General features: G+C 38.1%; 15 protein-coding genes. 4 read left to right on the forward strand and 11 right to left on the reverse strand.

The window, feature by feature from the left end:
* Positions 1-33: 33 nt before the first annotated feature.
* The 4 genes from J7Q84_RS06650 to J7Q84_RS06665 all read right to left on the reverse strand — a co-directional run bounded on the left by J7Q84_RS06650 (position 34) and on the right by J7Q84_RS06665 (position 3,086).
* Positions 34-549: a nitrous oxide reductase accessory protein NosL gene (locus J7Q84_RS06650; RefSeq protein ID WP_209093737.1), complete on the reverse strand. Its 516-nt coding sequence runs from the start codon at positions 547-549 to the stop codon at positions 34-36.
* Positions 546-1,823 carry a right-handed parallel beta-helix repeat-containing protein gene (locus J7Q84_RS06655; protein ID WP_209093738.1) on the reverse strand — a complete coding sequence of 426 codons (1,278 nt, stop codon included), beginning with the start codon at positions 1,821-1,823 and terminating at the stop codon, positions 546-548. Before J7Q84_RS06655 ends, J7Q84_RS06650 begins: the two co-directional genes overlap by 4 nt.
* A gap of 332 nt (positions 1,824-2,155) precedes the next feature.
* Entirely contained in the window at positions 2,156-2,683 is a 528-nt protein-coding gene (locus tag J7Q84_RS06660) for an SRPBCC domain-containing protein (protein ID WP_209093739.1), read from the reverse strand.
* Positions 2,684-2,753: 70 nt separating this feature from the next.
* Positions 2,754-3,086 (reverse strand): ArsR/SmtB family transcription factor, encoded by a 333-nt coding sequence (locus J7Q84_RS06665; protein WP_209093914.1) that lies wholly within the window; start codon positions 3,084-3,086, stop codon positions 2,754-2,756.
* A gap of 341 nt (positions 3,087-3,427) precedes the next feature.
* Between J7Q84_RS06665 and J7Q84_RS06670 the strand changes: the two genes are divergently transcribed.
* Complete coding sequence (locus J7Q84_RS06670; protein WP_209093740.1) at positions 3,428-3,817, forward strand: VOC family protein; 390 nt, start codon at positions 3,428-3,430, stop codon at positions 3,815-3,817.
* Between the two features lie 114 nt (positions 3,818-3,931).
* On the opposite strand, the gene J7Q84_RS06675 is transcribed toward J7Q84_RS06670, so the two are convergent.
* From J7Q84_RS06675 to J7Q84_RS06685, 3 genes are all read right to left on the reverse strand, one after another.
* Positions 3,932-4,300, reverse strand: a complete 369-nt coding sequence (locus J7Q84_RS06675) for a DUF4180 domain-containing protein (RefSeq protein ID WP_209093741.1) — start codon at positions 4,298-4,300, stop codon at positions 3,932-3,934.
* A 212-nt stretch (positions 4,301-4,512) separates the two neighbouring features.
* Entirely contained in the window at positions 4,513-4,803 is a 291-nt protein-coding gene (locus J7Q84_RS06680) for a hypothetical protein (RefSeq protein ID WP_209093742.1), read from the reverse strand.
* Between the two features lie 233 nt (positions 4,804-5,036).
* Positions 5,037-5,744 (reverse strand): nitroreductase family protein, encoded by a 708-nt coding sequence (locus J7Q84_RS06685; protein ID WP_209093743.1) that lies wholly within the window; start codon positions 5,742-5,744, stop codon positions 5,037-5,039.
* Positions 5,745-6,230: 486 nt separating this feature from the next.
* On the opposite strand from J7Q84_RS06685, the gene J7Q84_RS06690 reads away from it, so the two are divergent.
* Positions 6,231-8,045, forward strand: coding sequence for a monovalent cation:proton antiporter family protein (locus J7Q84_RS06690; protein ID WP_209093744.1), 1,815 nt, complete (start codon positions 6,231-6,233; stop codon positions 8,043-8,045).
* A 304-nt stretch (positions 8,046-8,349) separates the two neighbouring features.
* Here J7Q84_RS06690 and J7Q84_RS06695 read toward each other — a convergent pair whose 3' ends face one another.
* Both J7Q84_RS06695 and J7Q84_RS06700 read right to left on the reverse strand, forming a co-directional pair.
* Positions 8,350-9,114 carry a class II aldolase/adducin family protein gene (locus J7Q84_RS06695; protein ID WP_209093745.1) on the reverse strand — a complete coding sequence of 255 codons (765 nt, stop codon included), beginning with the start codon at positions 9,112-9,114 and terminating at the stop codon, positions 8,350-8,352.
* Positions 9,089-10,297, reverse strand: a complete 1,209-nt coding sequence (locus J7Q84_RS06700; protein ID WP_209093746.1) for a lactate 2-monooxygenase — start codon at positions 10,295-10,297, stop codon at positions 9,089-9,091. The genes J7Q84_RS06695 and J7Q84_RS06700 overlap by 26 nt, the downstream gene beginning before the upstream one ends.
* 381 nt (positions 10,298-10,678) lie before the next feature.
* Between J7Q84_RS06700 and J7Q84_RS06705 the strand changes: the two genes are divergently transcribed.
* Positions 10,679-11,998, forward strand: a complete 1,320-nt coding sequence (locus J7Q84_RS06705) for an MFS transporter (RefSeq protein WP_209093747.1) — start codon at positions 10,679-10,681, stop codon at positions 11,996-11,998.
* 106 nt (positions 11,999-12,104) lie between these two features.
* Here the strand turns inward: J7Q84_RS06705 and J7Q84_RS06710 are convergent, their stop codons facing one another.
* Entirely contained in the window at positions 12,105-12,779 is a 675-nt protein-coding gene (locus tag J7Q84_RS06710; RefSeq protein WP_209093748.1) for a GntR family transcriptional regulator, read from the reverse strand.
* A 311-nt stretch (positions 12,780-13,090) separates the two neighbouring features.
* Between J7Q84_RS06710 and J7Q84_RS06715 the strand changes: the two genes are divergently transcribed.
* Complete coding sequence (locus J7Q84_RS06715) at positions 13,091-13,297, forward strand: hypothetical protein (protein ID WP_209093749.1); 207 nt, start codon at positions 13,091-13,093, stop codon at positions 13,295-13,297.
* Positions 13,298-13,370: 73 nt separating this feature from the next.
* Here the strand turns inward: J7Q84_RS06715 and J7Q84_RS06720 are convergent, their stop codons facing one another.
* The gene (locus tag J7Q84_RS06720) at positions 13,371-16,007 is read right to left on the reverse strand and encodes a phosphoenolpyruvate synthase (protein WP_209093750.1); all 2,637 of its coding nucleotides are present in this window, start codon (positions 16,005-16,007) and stop codon (positions 13,371-13,373) included.
* Positions 16,008-16,147: the final 140 nt, after the last annotated feature.

Here is a 16,147-nt window from a genome sequence, read left to right on the forward strand (position 1 = left end):
AAAAAAGGACAACCGGAGCGGTTGTCCTTTTTATTAATGCGAATGATTCATGTCCATGTTACCATGTTGTTCTTTCATCTTCATCATCATTTCTTTGTTCATTTCCCATTGATGATTTTCTAATTCCTCAGACATTAACACTTCACCCTCATGTTTAGAGATGAAGCTTTCTGCATCTTTTTTATCTTTAAAAGAAATTACATTATAGGCCATCGGAGTCTGAATATCGTTATCATACACATAGGTTGCTTTGTCGACTGCAATCCATTCCTTTGTATTGTAATCACGCACAAATTTGGCTTGCAGTTCGTTATCCTCATTCTCACTTAGCCATTTGTACATGCAGCCGATATCATCAAACGTCAACACTTTTCCGTTTTCCAAAATCGCTTCTGTCGCAAATTGGCTGTCCATAACAGCCATATTACAAATTGCACATGTATGATTCTTTTCATCAATCGCAACTGGCTTAACTTCCTTCTTTCCACATCCAGCCATAGCTACTACTAAAATTGTAAATAACGTAATTAATACACCTTTCCACTTCATGTTCTCTTCCTCCCAATTATAAATAAAATACTACTTATTGCTAACATGCTTGCACTAAGCATAAAAATTGGCATACTAGATGACGAACCCGTTTTCTCATCCCATCCTGTCGCTTTCATAGCTGGCGCATCATCTATGAACACTTGCTCTTCAGGACTTTTTAATAATTTCTGAAGTACAACCATGCCAGGAGATTGAAAAAACAGCTGGTACTCTGGCACGTCCCTCGTCAAAGTAAGAAAAAATGGATCAGCTCTATATGGTATAGAACTCGTCCCCTTGCCTCCTGTATCCAGTTTTAATGCCGTATCCCAGTAGTTATGAATAATATTGTTCCTTGTACTGTCTATTGCTTGTGATTCGTTCACGTTTCCAAGAAACGTATTATGAGATACGCTGTTCCCATTAGCATTCTTAAATTGCATACCAATAAAATTGCCACGCAGTTCATTATTAAAAATACGATTGCCTGCTGTGTTTTCCACATAAATCCCTACTCGATTATAGGCGATATAGTTATGAATGACTGCCGTTTCTTCTGCATCGTACAGCAATAGTCCTTGTGCATGGACATTACGGTTGTTAAAGATGAACTCGTTCTCTTCAATCGTTGTTCCCTTTGTTTCCATTACCATTGCTCCCGTGATATTATCACGAGACACGTTGTTCCTTACGGTTATATCATTAGAAAACATAACATGTATACCATAACGTGAATTTTGGATAGCATTTTGGGTTAGTTTATTAAAATCACTTCTCTCCATATAAATCCCGTCTCTTACTCCATTAATCTTCACATTATGAATAGTATTTCTGCTGGACTTCCATAAATCAATTCCGTTTCCATTTTGGTTTCCTTGAATGGAACTGTTTGTAACAACTATATCGGATGCCTTGTCAAATTTAATGCCAAACTGCTTTGTCTCTATTTGGATGTCCTCTATCCTATGATTCTCACCCGTAACATAGATTGCTTCTAAATCCTTCCTAGTACCGCATTGCTCTACCTTAACATGTTTCAGCACAACCCCTTGGTTCTGTATCGTAATGACAGGGTTTTGTCCGCAAGAACGAATCGTGACTTGTCCAGTTCCTTCTATTGCAATAGACTTAGAAAGCACAATTGCCTCTTGATAAATACCGCCTGGAATTTTCAAAACCCCATGCTCAGGAACTGCGTTTATTTGAGATTGTAAAGTAGCTTGCGCCTGCGTATGGGATGATAGAAACGTAAAAAATACTAAAAAGAGAAAAAACACCCGAGTTATCTTCATATCAACAAACCCTTTTTCTTATAAACTTGTATGTCCCAAAAGCAGTATACTGAATATTTGTGATGAAATGATGAAGAATCTATGCAGTTTTTTTGATAAAATAGAGAATTTTTATACTAAAATAAAAAAAGATAATTCATCATTATCTTTTTTAAGGAGGATGTAAAGCTATAAAAAAATTATACTGGCAACACTTTAACCATTAAAAAGGTAGTAAATTCTCCTCTTAAAAATGAATAATAGACAAAAACACCGCTCCATTTATATGTTGAGCGGTGTTTTCCCTATCTTCATTCAGATCATCAAATATGCCTCGTTACATACCTGCCCCATTACGCTTTCGCTAAATAATCCGCAAGCTGATCCAATGTACCTCCGATTCCTTGTTTCACTCCGTTTCTTGCCGCCTCAAAGGTTTTGCGTTCCTCCTCTGTTGGAGATAAAGGTCCTCCTTGCATTACAAGCTTCGTCTTGCCTTCATATTCTGAAAATGTGAGTATGTTTAAAATTTCAAGCGGCCATGTTGGACTAAATGGCGCACGAATGGTATTGCCTTCCTCATCAGAAAAGGAGTTGGTGAAAACGAGTTTTTCTGGTGCAGTAATTTCACGATAAACAAACTTGCCCCACATTTCTTGCCCATCAGGAGATTTTTGACTGTAGTGAAACATACCTCCTGGTCGAAGTTCTAACTTAGCTACATTCATCGTGAAGCCTTTCGGTCCCCACCAATGCTTTAAATGTTCAGGATCAGTCCACATTTTGAACACAAGCTCACGCGGCGCATCAAATATACGTGTAATAACGAGCTCATTCTCCTCATTTGTTGTTACATTGTTTGCTGTATTTTCTTTATTCATTGCTATTCCTCCTTATGTTTTGTTAATGCAATACGATGAAGCTCTTCTCCTTCCGTACAGTTTGGGAATATCACATGTCATCATGCTTCTTTTCCTTATCCTGCAGTTCTTTTAGATAATCATCCAACTGAGCGAACCTTACCTCCCAGATGTGACGGAAGGAGTTCAGCCAAGAATCCATTTCTTTAAGCGGCTCAGGCCGCAGCTTGTAAATCCTTTTATTAGCGCTTGGCTGTACCTCAACCAGTCCAGCTTCACTCAATACGCGAAGATGCTTAGAAGCTTGCGGCTGACGAAGATTCAGCTTCTCCGCGATTTCCCCCACTGTAAGAGGACCATCGCGCAACAGTTCAACAATTTGGAAACGATTCGGTTCGGCAAGGGCCGTTAAAATCAAATTCATACCCTTAATATAACCCAAAAGGAATATTCCTGTAAAGGAATATTTTTTCTTTTCTAAACTAATTGCTTATACTATGTACAGCAACACTATCCACCTATATTTTGTACGAAACACACTGTAAGCATTCTACTGAGCTTTTATATACACTCTGTTGAAACATGTTGTTGATTTTCTTCTTGAGCTAGGGGAACAGATTCATGCAAGAAGGATTTTTGTATCAAGCTGCCGAATTGTTTCATTTTCCTAATCTAGTTATGCAAGTTGTGCCAACTGCATTGTACGGTGCTTATCATAGCGGCAAAAGAAAACAGTAAATAATAAAAATGAAAGAAGTGAAGAATTTGATTACATATACATGCCTCCATCATGTAAGTTTAACGGTTACGGATTTGGAAAAATCCAAAGGATTTTATGAACACATTTTATGTTTAAAAGAAATACCGCGTCCTGATTTTGATTTTCCTGGCGCATGGTATGAAATAGAGGGACAGCAGCTTCACTTGATAGTCGATCCCTCTTCACAGACGATTCGTCAGGATAAAAGCTTATCCAGCAGAGAAGGTCACTTTGCTCTTAGAGTCAAAAGCTACTATGACACGCTTACGTGGTTAAAGCAACATGAAGTGGATATTCTTGAAAAGCCATACGGAAAAAGCGGATTCGCACAAATTTTCTGTGCTGACCCAGATGGTAATTTGATTGAATTTAATGTTGATCAAAAAGAGTTATAAGCAAACAAAGATAGCCTCTAATGGCGTAGAACAAGAACTCACAAACAGCTTCAGTATTCTTTAACAAGGACTTAAAAAGCCTCATAAAGTTTTATAGACTCAATGAGGCTTTTTTCATCTGATAGCATGAAGAGCATGTAATGCAGTTTGTTCATCTTGTAGAAATAATACTTGCTTTCCTTGGTTGCATTCATATATAAAATCTGCAAGGCTTTTGCTGTTGTATATTTGAAAATCACCAACAATAGCGAGTTTCATATTGTAGTTAGCGTATTTTTGCAGTATTTCACCAGCCAATCCCTTTCTTAGTGTAAAGAAATCCTCTGTAATATTGACAGCATGGATGATCAGTTTATAGCATCCATAATTAGACAATGCTGATGCCATTAAATCTAATGCCCCTTGCACATCACGTATGACTATTTCACAACTTTCTACAACAGCAACCTTTGATTCTCCTTCTTCATAAACATGCAGTTCCATCTTGTATCCTCCTATTTATTTTTCCTGTCATTTTATCAAATGTAGCTATTTTTTCAATATATCCGCCTTGAAAATAACTGTGCCAATAACCTAAAAGTTACATATCATGCAGCACAATAAACCATGCCGTTTTAATGTAAACAGATAAAAAGACCTTCCATAGCGTGAAGGCCTTTCCATCTGACAGCTTACCTATTCGGTTTTTCTATACATTAATAAGAAAATGTCCAGCAATAGTGGGAATGAAGCGAATCTTCTACCTTAATAATAATCGAATGATATTTGTTTTTCTCTCTTTCAAGAGAATAGCTGTACTTTCCGCTCCTCAAAATTTCAGGAATTTTCATTTGCGAAACGGGTATATTGTCGGCTGTCCAAATCTTCCTTCTTAACTCACTGATGCAATGTATATCACATGTCTCCATCAACAGCCATCGGTCCTGCTCATAAATTGCTTCCAGCTTTTCTTCTGAACTCTCTCTTCTTCCTATGTAATCGCTCATTCTCCATCCCCCTAAAGAAATATTTAGCGCTTACAAAATATATATGAATATATGTGAATTTTATTAAAATAAACGTTCCTTTATTTAAAGAAAAAATCCACATTTTCCAATTATAAAAAGATGAGTTTACTTGTATTTACATACAACTGAAAAGTTCCGAAAAGAAATCCATCTCCAAAATGAGCATAAAAAGAGCTGAACCTATAATCTTTCTAGGTTCAGCTCTTTACAAATTAATATTTATTCCATGTTAAAACGTCATCTAATGGTAAGCGTACTTTTTCAAATCCTGCCTGTACACCTTTTCCTACTGCAATTAACATAACAGGCTTGTAATTTGCTGGAACATCAAATGCTTCGATAAATTTAGCCTCATTATACCCGCCCATAGGAACTGTATCTAAGCCTTTTGCTTTTGCCGCCAACATCAGCATCATAGACACTAATCCGCCGTCAATCATAGCTACACGAGTTGCTTGCTCGTCAGACAATTTTCCATAGTTTTCCATGATGGAGTTCACATAAAACTCTTTAATCTCCTTTGTCATCATGCCTCGCTCTACAAACTCACCGTATATTTTTTCAGCATTTTGATAAGCTTGAATATCTCCCAATACAGCAATAACAACGGAAGCATCAACAATTTGTTTTTGATTGTTGGCAATTGGCAATAAAGCTGCTTTTTCTTCAGCATCTTCAATCACAAGAAATCTCCATGGCTGTAAATTAGAAGAAGATGGCGCTTGAACAGCGATTTCTAACAACTCACGAATTTCATCTTCTGTCATTTTAAAGCTTGGATCATAATGACGTACAGAACGACGTTCAGTCGCTACTGTAAAAAAGTCAGTAGAAGTAAGCTCTTTCGGCTTCACATTGCCCATCCCAATTTCATTTATTTTATTAAGATATTCTTCTTTTTCAGCTACTTTTGCAGTCATTTTGCATGTCTCCTTATAAAAAGTTTAATCGTTTAAGAGTTTGAACATTTAGACTCAATAGCTATTATATCTTGTGGAATAAATGTCTGTCAAAGAATATACATCTTAAGTTTTGCAAATAAGAAACAACATCCTTTAACGTTCAATCTTTAAATATAGATATACACTCTGCATAACTACAGAAAAAACCTCTTGATTTAGCATTTTAATCAAAAGGTAGGCTAGCTTATAAATCTACATTCAATAAATAGATATTCACAACTTTATTACATTTAATCACTCCCTACACCACTCTACTACTACAAGGGAGCCGCTACAAATAAATCCTTCTAAGTCGTTTAATTTGTTTCCATCAAATAGCTGTTGTAACCTTTTTATTAGCTTCACTATATAAGGTTGTAAGGAAGATGTTTCAACCTCCTTAGGACGAGATATTTGTTGCAGCATCTTTTTTTTTGGTATTATAAGGAAAAAGGAGGAGATAGGATGGAACATGGATATTCGGTTACATCGTTAATGATTGTAACTGCGGTAGCATTCTTTATCCCCATTCTCTTACACCGCTTTAAAATACACATCATTCCCGTTGTTGTGGCAGAGATTATAGCAGGTATGATAATCGGGAAAAGTGGATTTCATATAGTTCATCAAGATGAGTGGTTAAATGTTATGTCTACCTTTGGAATTATATTTCTTATGTTTTTGAGCGGACTTGAAATTGATTTTACATTATTTAAATCGAAGCATGGAAAAAAACATGGAAGTGTACCGCGATTACCCTTCGTTGCGAGCGGTGTCTTTGTGTTAATTTTAAGTGTATCCTTTGCTTGTTCCCTTGTCTTTCAGTGGCTAGGATGGATTGATAATGTATTTTTAATGACCTTAATCATTTCCACTATATCGCTTGGCGTGGTTGTCCCCACATTAAAAGAAAAAAACATGGAAAAAACAGAAATTGGACAATTTATCTTGTTAGTTACTGTTATCGCAGATTTAGCAACAATGGTGTTATTGGCAGTGTTCGTCTCTTTGTATTCAGAAGAAGGAAAAAACACGGCGATGCTATTGCTATTATTTGCAGCAGGGGCCATCTTATATGCGATTGCAAAACGGGCAAAAACCGGGCATATATTTGAAAAGTTATCAAGCGGTAGCGTTCAATTAGACACAAGGGCAGTGTTTGCTCTTATAATCGTTCTTGTAGGATTATCTGAAACGGTAGGTGCTGAAAATATATTAGGAGCATTTTTAGCAGGGGCCTTACTATCATTGCTAGTGCCTAACGAGGACTTAGTGAAGAAAATGGATTCCATTGGATACGGATTTTTTATCCCTATCTTTTTTGTTATGGTCGGGGTAAAAATGGATTTATGGAGTTTATTTGAAAAGAAAGCAGCCTTGTTATTGATTCCTTTTTTGCTGATTGCTTTTTTCATATCCAAAGCGGTTCCGATGCTAGTTATGAAAAAATGGTATACGAACGCTATAGTCATCCCGACTACATTTTTACTAACAGCAAAATTATCGCTCGTAATTGCCGCATCCAGCATCGGGGAGAAAATGGGAATTCTTTCAGAAGAGATGTCTTCAGCTCTTATTTTGTCTGCTATTATTAGTTGTATTGTTTCACCTATCCTGTTCAAAAAATGGTTTCCACCTATTGAAAAAAAACGAAAAACATTGCATATTGTGGGAGGAAATCGAATCACATTCCCTCTTATGGAAGATTTTAAAAAAGACGGATATGATGTGTTGATGTTTGATGATATTGAAAATGAACGGAATGAGACGGATGATATTGGCAATGTGTGCATACTAGACAGTATCAATCCAGAGAGTGTTGAATCCCAAGGCGGGTTTAAAGCAGATATACTGGTAATAGCAACAAGTGATGATACAGTGAACTATGAGTTGGCAGCAAGAGCAAAAGAACGTGGTGTAGATCGAGTGATTGTAAGAATAGAGGATATTCAATTTCATAAACAATTAATTGAAAAAGAATATGTTGTCTTTTCTACAGTCAATTCCACTAAAACTCTCGTTAGAATGTTAGTTGCAAATAAAAGCTTAGTACAGTTAATACAATCCGAAGAAAAACTGCATGAAATTAAAATCAGCAACATGGAATATGAAGGAAAAAGAATACGGGATATTAAAGAATTGGGAGACACGTTGATTGTTCAAATTTATAGAGAAGATTCATTTATTATTCCTCACGGCAACACAACATTAAAACGAGACGATGTTCTATTGGTTACCGGAAGCCAAGACAGTATAGATGAAATTAAACAAGCATTCTAAAAAGGTCATATATATGGCCTTTTTCTTATTATTATAGGGTTTTATGGAATGAAGAGGCTCTTATTTGAAAAATTAATCCAAACGTCATCTCCTACATCCTCTTCAGATACAACTCAAAATGAAAGAATATAAAAGACGCCATCCAAAGATGACGTCTCAAATCTGACTTATGACATGAGAAGAGTTTCCTGTTTTTCCTTCTCAACTATCAACCTCTTAAGTATGGAGCAGGGATTCTTTATGTATCTAGAATACTTATCTTCCTTACTCATAGTGAGTTCGTATTGTATCGAGAACGATTCAATTAATCTAAGAAATCCGGCTGTTCTTTCACAATGCGATCCCATAAAGGCTGGAATTGGAACCAGCCAGCGTAGGATTCCCCAACTTGCTTAGCCGTTACCTTTGCATTCTCCTCTTCAATCAGAACCGGTGTTCCAGCAGCTTCTGCTAATAGCTGTGCTTGGCAAGAACGCTCCATTGTAATAAACCACCAAGCTGCTTCATCCACACTTTGTCCTACGGTTAATAAACCATGGTTACGTAAGATAGCCGCTTTATGATTTCCTAATGCTTTTGCAATGCGCTTACCTTCTTCAGTTTCCAAGACTACCCCTGTATAATCGTCAAACAGGCTGTGATCATTATAAAATGCACATGCATCTTGTGTAATCGGATCTAATAGTCTCCCTAGAGAAGACCAAGATTTTCCATATACAGAATGAGCATGAGCCGCAGCAACCACGTCAGGACGAGCAGCGTGTACTTGAGAATGAATAGCAAACGCAGCCTCATTCACTGGACGAGTTCCTTCCACTACTTTTCCGTGATGATTAACCAATAATAAATCAGAGGCCTTAATTTGGCTGAAATGCATCCCAAACGGATTTACCCAGAAGTGATCCTTAAGCTCTGGATCGCGGACAGTAATATGACCTGCTACTCCTTCATCAAATCCAAACTTGGAGAACAAACGAAAAGCACCTGCTAAGCGTTGTTTAAGATGCAGTCTTTCTTCCTCAACAGAATTAAAAGTTGGTTGATTAAGATCTAATTGGTAAGTTTTCATAATTTTCCTCCTTAGTATTCGTGAATTGATTCGCCTCAACTAGAAGAGAGCGATCAAGTTCTGCAATTGATTTTTTCCCAGAAAGAGCCATCGTTAAATCCACATCAGCAATTAAATTGCGGATTACTTCCCTTACACCTTCCTCACCAGCAAGCGCCAGCCCGTATCCATATGGTCTGCCAAGGAGAACTGCAGATGCCCCAAGCGCCAACGCCTTTACTACATCAGCACCGCGTCGGATACCACTATCAAATAGCACTGGGATACGCCCCTGTACAACATCACAAATTTTTGGCAATGCATCTAGTGCTCCTATCGATCCATCTACTTGTCTTCCACCATGATTGGATACAATGATTCCGTCTACACCATGCTGCAATGCCAATTTGGCATCGTCTGGATGGAGAATGCCTTTTAATAAAATTGGCAATGTTGTATGCTCACGAAGAAACGCTAAGTCGTTCCATGTTAAACTAGCATCTCCATACACCTGTGACCAAAGTGAAATAGCTGCTTTCATATCTTCATGAGGCGCCTTTTCCAGCTTGGAGCAAAAGACTGGATCCTTTAGAAAATTCCCCACTCCTATCCCTGACAAAAACGGAAGGTAAGCGTTTTCAAGGTCGTGCTCACGCCATGCCATCATCGGTGTATCAAGTGTAACAACGATAGCGGAATAGCCAGCTTCTTCCGCACGACGCAGCATGCTGGCCGCTATTTCACGGTCGTTACTCCAATATAATTGATACCATCTAGCAGAATCACCCATGACAGATGCTACCTCTTCCATACAATGTGTGGATGCTGAGCTAGAAATGAATGGAACATCCATGGCAGCTGCAGCACGTGCAGAAGCTAGCTCTCCCTCAGGATGAAAAATTGTCTGCACACCGATTGGGGCTAACATTACCGGATACGGGAATGTTTGACCAAACAGAGATACACTCAAGTCCCTATCTTCTACATTGCAGAGCATTCGTGGAACGATCTGCCAGCGGTCAAAGGCTTGTACATTAGAACGCATGGTGTCTTCAGCACCTGCTCCTCCTGCTATATAATAATACGGACCATCCTCTAGCTTTTGACGTGCTTGTTTCTCCAATTCTTCAAATCGGACAGGAAGATGCTTTTTGTCCTTTTGCTGATACACATTCATTTGTACTTCATTTCCATACTTCCCCATACTTCTCCCCCTTTTGTAACTCTGTTTCACTTTCTTAATTAAATTTATAAATATAGAGAATAGTGGTGTTTACGCTTTGAATATCACTATTTCTCTATTTTTAAAAAGAGAAATTAAAAACTCAAAAACAACAACACATTTAAATATTTTTTACTTTTCTAGTTACAAATAAAAATAAATGCTTTATAATCTGATATATCAGATTTTACTCCGAAAATTCAGAATAGTCAATCCATAATTTCTATTACGAATAATCAGTTTAATTTCTGGTACTTTACATATCTAAATACTCCACGAAAACAACTTTTATTAAAGAGAGGGGGATAGAGAATATACTAGCCTTTTGCAAGGGAATGAAAATGACCAAATGGGGGAGTTTGAATGAGCCAAAACAATAATGTGCTAGAAAGTAGAACTGTACAAAAAGTGACGACAAGAATCATACCTTTTCTTTTTATTCTATACATTGTCGCTTTTTTGGACCGAAGTAATCTTAGCTATGCCGCTCTCGAAATGAATAAGGAGTTGGGTTTAACAGCTGAAGTTTTTGGGTTGGTAGCGGGAATTTTTTTCATTGGATATGCCTTTCTTGAAATCCCAAGTAATATCATATTGTATCGTACTGGTGCTCGGAAATGGATTGCCAGGATTATGCTTACATGGGGATTCGTTGTCATATTGACAGCGTGGGTTCAATCAGCGACACATCTTTATATACTGCGCTTTTTGCTAGGTGTGGCCGAAGCAGGATTTTTCCCAGGGGTCATCCTCTACCTGACATTTTGGTTTAGAGCTAAAGAACGCGCGCGCGCAATTGCCCTTTTTATGACTTCAGTAGCAGTTTCTAATATTGTTGGTGCACCGGTATCCACCTGGATTATGGACAATATCCAATGGTTTGGACTTTCTGGATGGAGATGGATGTTTATATTAGAGGGTATTCCAGCAATTATTTTAGGTGTTATTACATGGTTTTATTTAACAGATCGTCCTGAACAAGCAAAGTGGCTTACAGAAGATGAAAAACGTTGGCTTAACACAGAACTAAAGAAAGAAAACGAAGAAAAGCTTTCAGTAAAACAATCTTCCACAAGAGAAGTACTAAAGGATTCTCGGGTATGGCTGCTTACTTTTGTGTATTTATTTTATTTGCTCGGCGCATATGGATTAACATTCTGGACACCAACTATTATTAAGTCAATTTCAGCGTCATATACAAATACTCAAGTAGGTTTACTCGCAATGATACCTGCTATTATAGGATTAATCGCAATGATTTGGTGGGCGCGTCAGTCTGATCGAACAGGCGAAAGATGGATTCATACCGCTGTTACTCTTATTGTCAGCGCTGGCGGCCTTATTGGAAGCGGACTAGCATATAATCCTATAGTATCCATCCTAATGTTGGCGGTCGCATTTGCAGGAGCGTACAGCTTTTTCGGTCCATTCTGGTCGTTGCCTTCACTGTTTCTCACTGAATCGTCTGCAGCAGTTGGAATCGCATTAGTTAACTCTATCGGTGCTTTGGGTGGTTTTTTTGGTCCTGTTTTGGTAGGTTTGCTGGAGACAGATACAGCTCTTTTTGTTTTAAGCGCATCATTTTTCGTTAGCTTAATTCCTTTATTTGCGATCAGAAAGAAAATGTTGATACATGATAACGGCGCAAAAGTCCAGCTAGAAAATATAAATAAAGCAAATTAATACGAAATCCTACCATTCAACAGGAATGATTTAAAAAACTAAATACCATAAACAAAAAATAGTAAGCGTATACAAAATCGGCCGCAGCAATAGATTCGTAATGAATCTATAAAAAGCTTTTGAGCGCGGTCGATTTTACTTCTTCAATATGATTTTCCATTAAATTTTGTGCTAATACGGCGTCTGAATCCAACATCGCACGTAAAATACTTTTGTGATGTTCGTTTACCTCGAGTAATCCCTCAACAGCATTCCCTATCATTACTCCAATCCAAGTGACTTGCGCTTGCAAGGAATTCAGTATGTGAATAAGCCTTTGATTATCTGAGTTGAGAAAAATCACCTTATGCATTTCATGATCTATTTGCAAGTATCTATTGAAATCTCCACTAAGAATTACTTTCTCAGCAAGAATCGTTTTTTCAAGTAACTGTTCCATCACATCCCGCGGCATCCTTGTTGTTGCTAGCCCAACTGCTTGCCTTTCAAGAGCCTTTCTTACATCAAATATTTCTTCGATATCTTTGGCATTCGGCATCTTTACAAATGTTCCTGAACGAGGCTTAATTTCAATCAGACCATCTTGTTGCAGCCGATTTAATGCATCCCGCAACGGAGTCTTACTTACGCCTAATTCCTCTATTAATTCCTCATAACTAATCCGTGTTCCCGGTTTTAATTGATTAAAGATAATTTTATTATGTAAATAAGTATAAATTCTTTCATTAAGATTTCGAGTATCCGGCTTTACACCTTTGAATATAAGTTTTTCATTTTCCAATATAATTACCTGCTTTCCCTCACCTTTTAAAATAATGTATAGCCTCTGAATAAATCTCCATAATGCATGATAATTTACAGTATGTTCTCCTTATATTGTAACGAATTTATACTTTAAAGAAAATAAAATATTCCACTTGGTGTTATATTAATAACATTTTCACCTTCACTTTTCATAGTTTTATAAAGTGCTGTTCACTGAGCTGCGACTCTTTTACAGTTCTTTGAGATGATTTCTGTATTTCCTTGTTGCTATAAGCACTCATTCACATATCATGTAGAAACTACAATAAACGAGTGAGGTAAACTGTTATGATATATCCATGCTTTAGGCAATTTGAAACTGGGACCGCCATTACTTGGGCTTCCATTCAAGATACCTTTCATGCACTTCAAGCTCAACATCCGTTCTTGACGCATCATATCCCTCATCATACAACACATTATCCAGATATCTATTATGTTATTTATCCAGGTGACCTCTCGACAATTCCACTTGGCGTAACATATTATTTTTGAGGACAGTCATATAGAACAACAGAATCCAGCTAATATGAAGCGGCTTCTAGCTAGAAACCGCTTCATATGTAAGTTACTCGTTTATCTCGCTTATAATTTCCACAAACCCTTGATTACCATCCACCCGAATCATTTGTCCATCTTTAATTCTTTCGGTTGCACCGTCTACCCCTACTACAGCGGGGATTCCATATTCTCTAGCTACAACAGAACCGTGCGTCATCAGTCCCCCAACCTCCGTTACCAATGCGCGGGCGGATTGAAATAATGGAGTCCAGCCCGGGTCAGTGTGAGGTGCGACTAATATTTCTCCCTTATTCAAATGAGCTTTTTCTGGAGATAAAATTACCCTAGCAATTCCCTCCATCACTCCTGCTGAAACCGGGCTGCCAATGAATGCCCCTTCCGGAAACTTTCCTTTCCGTGGAGCGCCTGTAATACTTTCACCTTCACTTGTCACTACACGAGGCGGCTGCAGTGTTTGATAATATCCATATTGTTCTTTTCGTTGTATTACAGACTGTGTAACATTTTCTGTATACGTACCTTGTACAAGTGAAATTAACTCATCTAATGTCAAGAAATATACATCCTCTGCCTGCTCAAAGACTCCTTTTTTGACAAGCTCTTCTGCCTCATCCATAATAACTTTTTTACATTCATCCAAAGCACATATAAATAAGTACTTGTGGTGTTCCCGTAGCCCGCCGAGACCGCGAAAGACTGTAATAAGACGCTTTAGAAGTTTTTTCTTGATTGGATTGTACCTTACTTGATAGAGGATGCGTTCTGCAGCTTCATGGGCTTCTCGTTCACCTTGTGCAAATTTTTCTCGATGCTCATTTTCTTTTACACTTCGCATATGTCCTAAAATAGCTGGGATGAGCTGCATCGGGGCTTCTCGCCAGCGTGGCTTTGTTATATCGATTTCACCTGGGCATCTCATTCCATATTGAGCAATAAACAAGTCAAATGCTTGAAGGAACATTTCTCCTCCGCTCACGTTTGCCAGCCCTTGATAAAAGGTGGAATCAGTTGCATGCTTAAGATATTGTTCCACTTCTGGTAAATCTCGAACTATATCAGCTAAATCTCCAATCATAAGGCCCATTTCGCTTGTCACATTACCAGGCAATGATTTGTTTAATTGGTAGAATTCTTTATCGTCACCTAACCATCGTACAAGCGCTTTTTTCAGTAATACAGAAGAAAGAATAAACGCCACCATTTTAGGGATTATATGTTGGAACACCTCTAAGCCAAGCGTATCGAAATGATATTGCATTCTTTCTAACCGCTCTGTTCCTTGTAATCTCCTCATATCTTGCTGAACTTGTTTTCTTTTATTCTCCATAAATAATTCAACTTGTTTTTTAGCTACCGCTGGATCATACTTACGAAGGTGCCTCAGCCCTTCTTTTAAGATAGGCCGTATAAATGCAATCAACGCTTTTATCGCGCCAGGTTTGGATGGAGCATTATAGAATTCGGGTCGTTTTGCAATCTCTTCCAGCGCACGACTAATAGTGTCTTCAGCATTTCCAATAACTTTAGGTACGATTCTTTTTCCTATCTTATGATGAAGAACGTCCGATAAATCCAAAAAGAGGCGTCCCCCGCCCTCCCTTAGTACTGTACCTCCGCCACGAAACAGCTTGCGAAGTACTGAAAGCCCCAGTGGTTTTATCGCATCTGTCATCACTTGCAAATGACCAACCGATATCATAACGCGCAAGGGCTCCTGCGGTAGATCAAGAAGAGGATACAACGATGTAATCGGCCTGCTTTGTACAATAAACATCTCCCCATTTTCAATACAGAACTCAATATCTTGCGGAGATTGAAAATGCGCTTCAATTCGTTTTCCGAGTTCAGCCAAGCTTATAATTTGACTGTCTGTCAGCGCTTGCATCGTTTGCTGTTCTGAAGGCAAATCCTGCTTCACTGTTCCCCCTTCTGGCAACGAGAAAATAGCTAGCTTCTTCTCTGAAATATTCTTCTCAGTAATGTCCCCATTCTTCACTTTGTATAAATCTGCAGAGACGATTCCGGATACAAGTGCTTCACCTAATCCAAAGCTCGCATCAATGGATACCACCTGGCGATTGCCAGTAACTGGATCAGCAGTAAACATGATTCCAGAAAACTCTGGATTCACCATCCTCTGTACAACTACTGACAAATAAACGTGCCGATGATCAAATTTATTTTTCGCTCGATAAGAAATCGCGCGGTCTGTAAAAAGAGAAGCCCAGCATTGCTGAATATGCTGAAGCAATGCTTTTTCACCTTTTATATTAAGATATGTATCCTGCTGGCCGGCAAACGAAGCAGTAGGTAAATCCTCAGCGGTAGCACTGGAACGCACTGCATAAGCATGCTCTTTTCCCACTGATTCCCAAGCACGAATAACCTCTCTTCTTAACTGAGAAGAAAATTGCAATTGTTGCAAATGTGTACGAATACGCTGTCCGAGCTTTCGTAAATACTGTAAATCGTTTGGATCAAGTGTATTCAGTTCATCTAACATCGAATTCATTTCAGGACTGGCAGCAACAAATTCTTTATAAGCGTCTGTTGTGATACAAAATCCTCCTGGTACAGGAAATCCAGCCTTGCTTAATTCTCCTAAATTTGCTCCTTTGCCCCCTACAACAGAAAGGCTCGAACGATCAATTTGATTAAAAAATAAAACAGATGAATTCCTCAAATGTAAGCTCCTTTCGTAATTAAGTAAACGTTCCCCTAAATTGCATAAAAACACTAGAAATGTAGAATAAATCAATAATGTACCGGTGCTTGTATTTCTCTGTCTGATCGATATGAAATAAAAAGATAATATATGATAAA

This window comes from Bacillus sp. 165 (genome assembly GCF_017742235.1).
Taxonomy (GTDB): Bacteria; Bacillota; Bacilli; order Bacillales; family Bacillaceae_G; genus JAGHKQ01.

What these genes read in the sequence shown, in the direction of transcription:
- J7Q84_RS06695 (WP_209093745.1), bottom strand. Translation starts at nt 9,114, where the DNA reads ATGAAAACTTACCAATTAGATCTTAATCAACCAACTTTTAATTCTGTT.
- J7Q84_RS06675 (WP_209093741.1), bottom strand. Translation starts at nt 4,300, where the DNA reads ATGGAACTGCATGTTTATGAAGAAGGAGAATCAAAGGTTGCTGTTGTA.
- J7Q84_RS06655 (WP_209093738.1), bottom strand. Translation starts at nt 1,823, where the DNA reads ATGAAGATAACTCGGGTGTTTTTTCTCTTTTTAGTATTTTTTACGTTT.
- J7Q84_RS06680 (WP_209093742.1), bottom strand. Translation starts at nt 4,803, where the DNA reads ATGAGCGATTACATAGGAAGAAGAGAGAGTTCAGAAGAAAAGCTGGAA.
- J7Q84_RS06660 (WP_209093739.1), bottom strand. Translation starts at nt 2,683, where the DNA reads ATGAATAAAGAAAATACAGCAAACAATGTAACAACAAATGAGGAGAAT.
- J7Q84_RS06715 (WP_209093749.1), top strand. Translation starts at nt 13,091, where the DNA reads ATGATATATCCATGCTTTAGGCAATTTGAAACTGGGACCGCCATTACT.
- J7Q84_RS06685 (WP_209093743.1), bottom strand. Translation starts at nt 5,744, where the DNA reads ATGACTGCAAAAGTAGCTGAAAAAGAAGAATATCTTAATAAAATAAAT.
- J7Q84_RS06665 (WP_209093914.1), bottom strand. Translation starts at nt 3,086, where the DNA reads ATGAATTTGATTTTAACGGCCCTTGCCGAACCGAATCGTTTCCAAATT.
- J7Q84_RS06650 (WP_209093737.1), bottom strand. Translation starts at nt 549, where the DNA reads ATGAAGTGGAAAGGTGTATTAATTACGTTATTTACAATTTTAGTAGTA.
- J7Q84_RS06705 (WP_209093747.1), top strand. Translation starts at nt 10,679, where the DNA reads ATGAGCCAAAACAATAATGTGCTAGAAAGTAGAACTGTACAAAAAGTG.
- J7Q84_RS06690 (WP_209093744.1), top strand. Translation starts at nt 6,231, where the DNA reads ATGGAACATGGATATTCGGTTACATCGTTAATGATTGTAACTGCGGTA.
- J7Q84_RS06700 (WP_209093746.1), bottom strand. Translation starts at nt 10,297, where the DNA reads ATGGGGAAGTATGGAAATGAAGTACAAATGAATGTGTATCAGCAAAAG.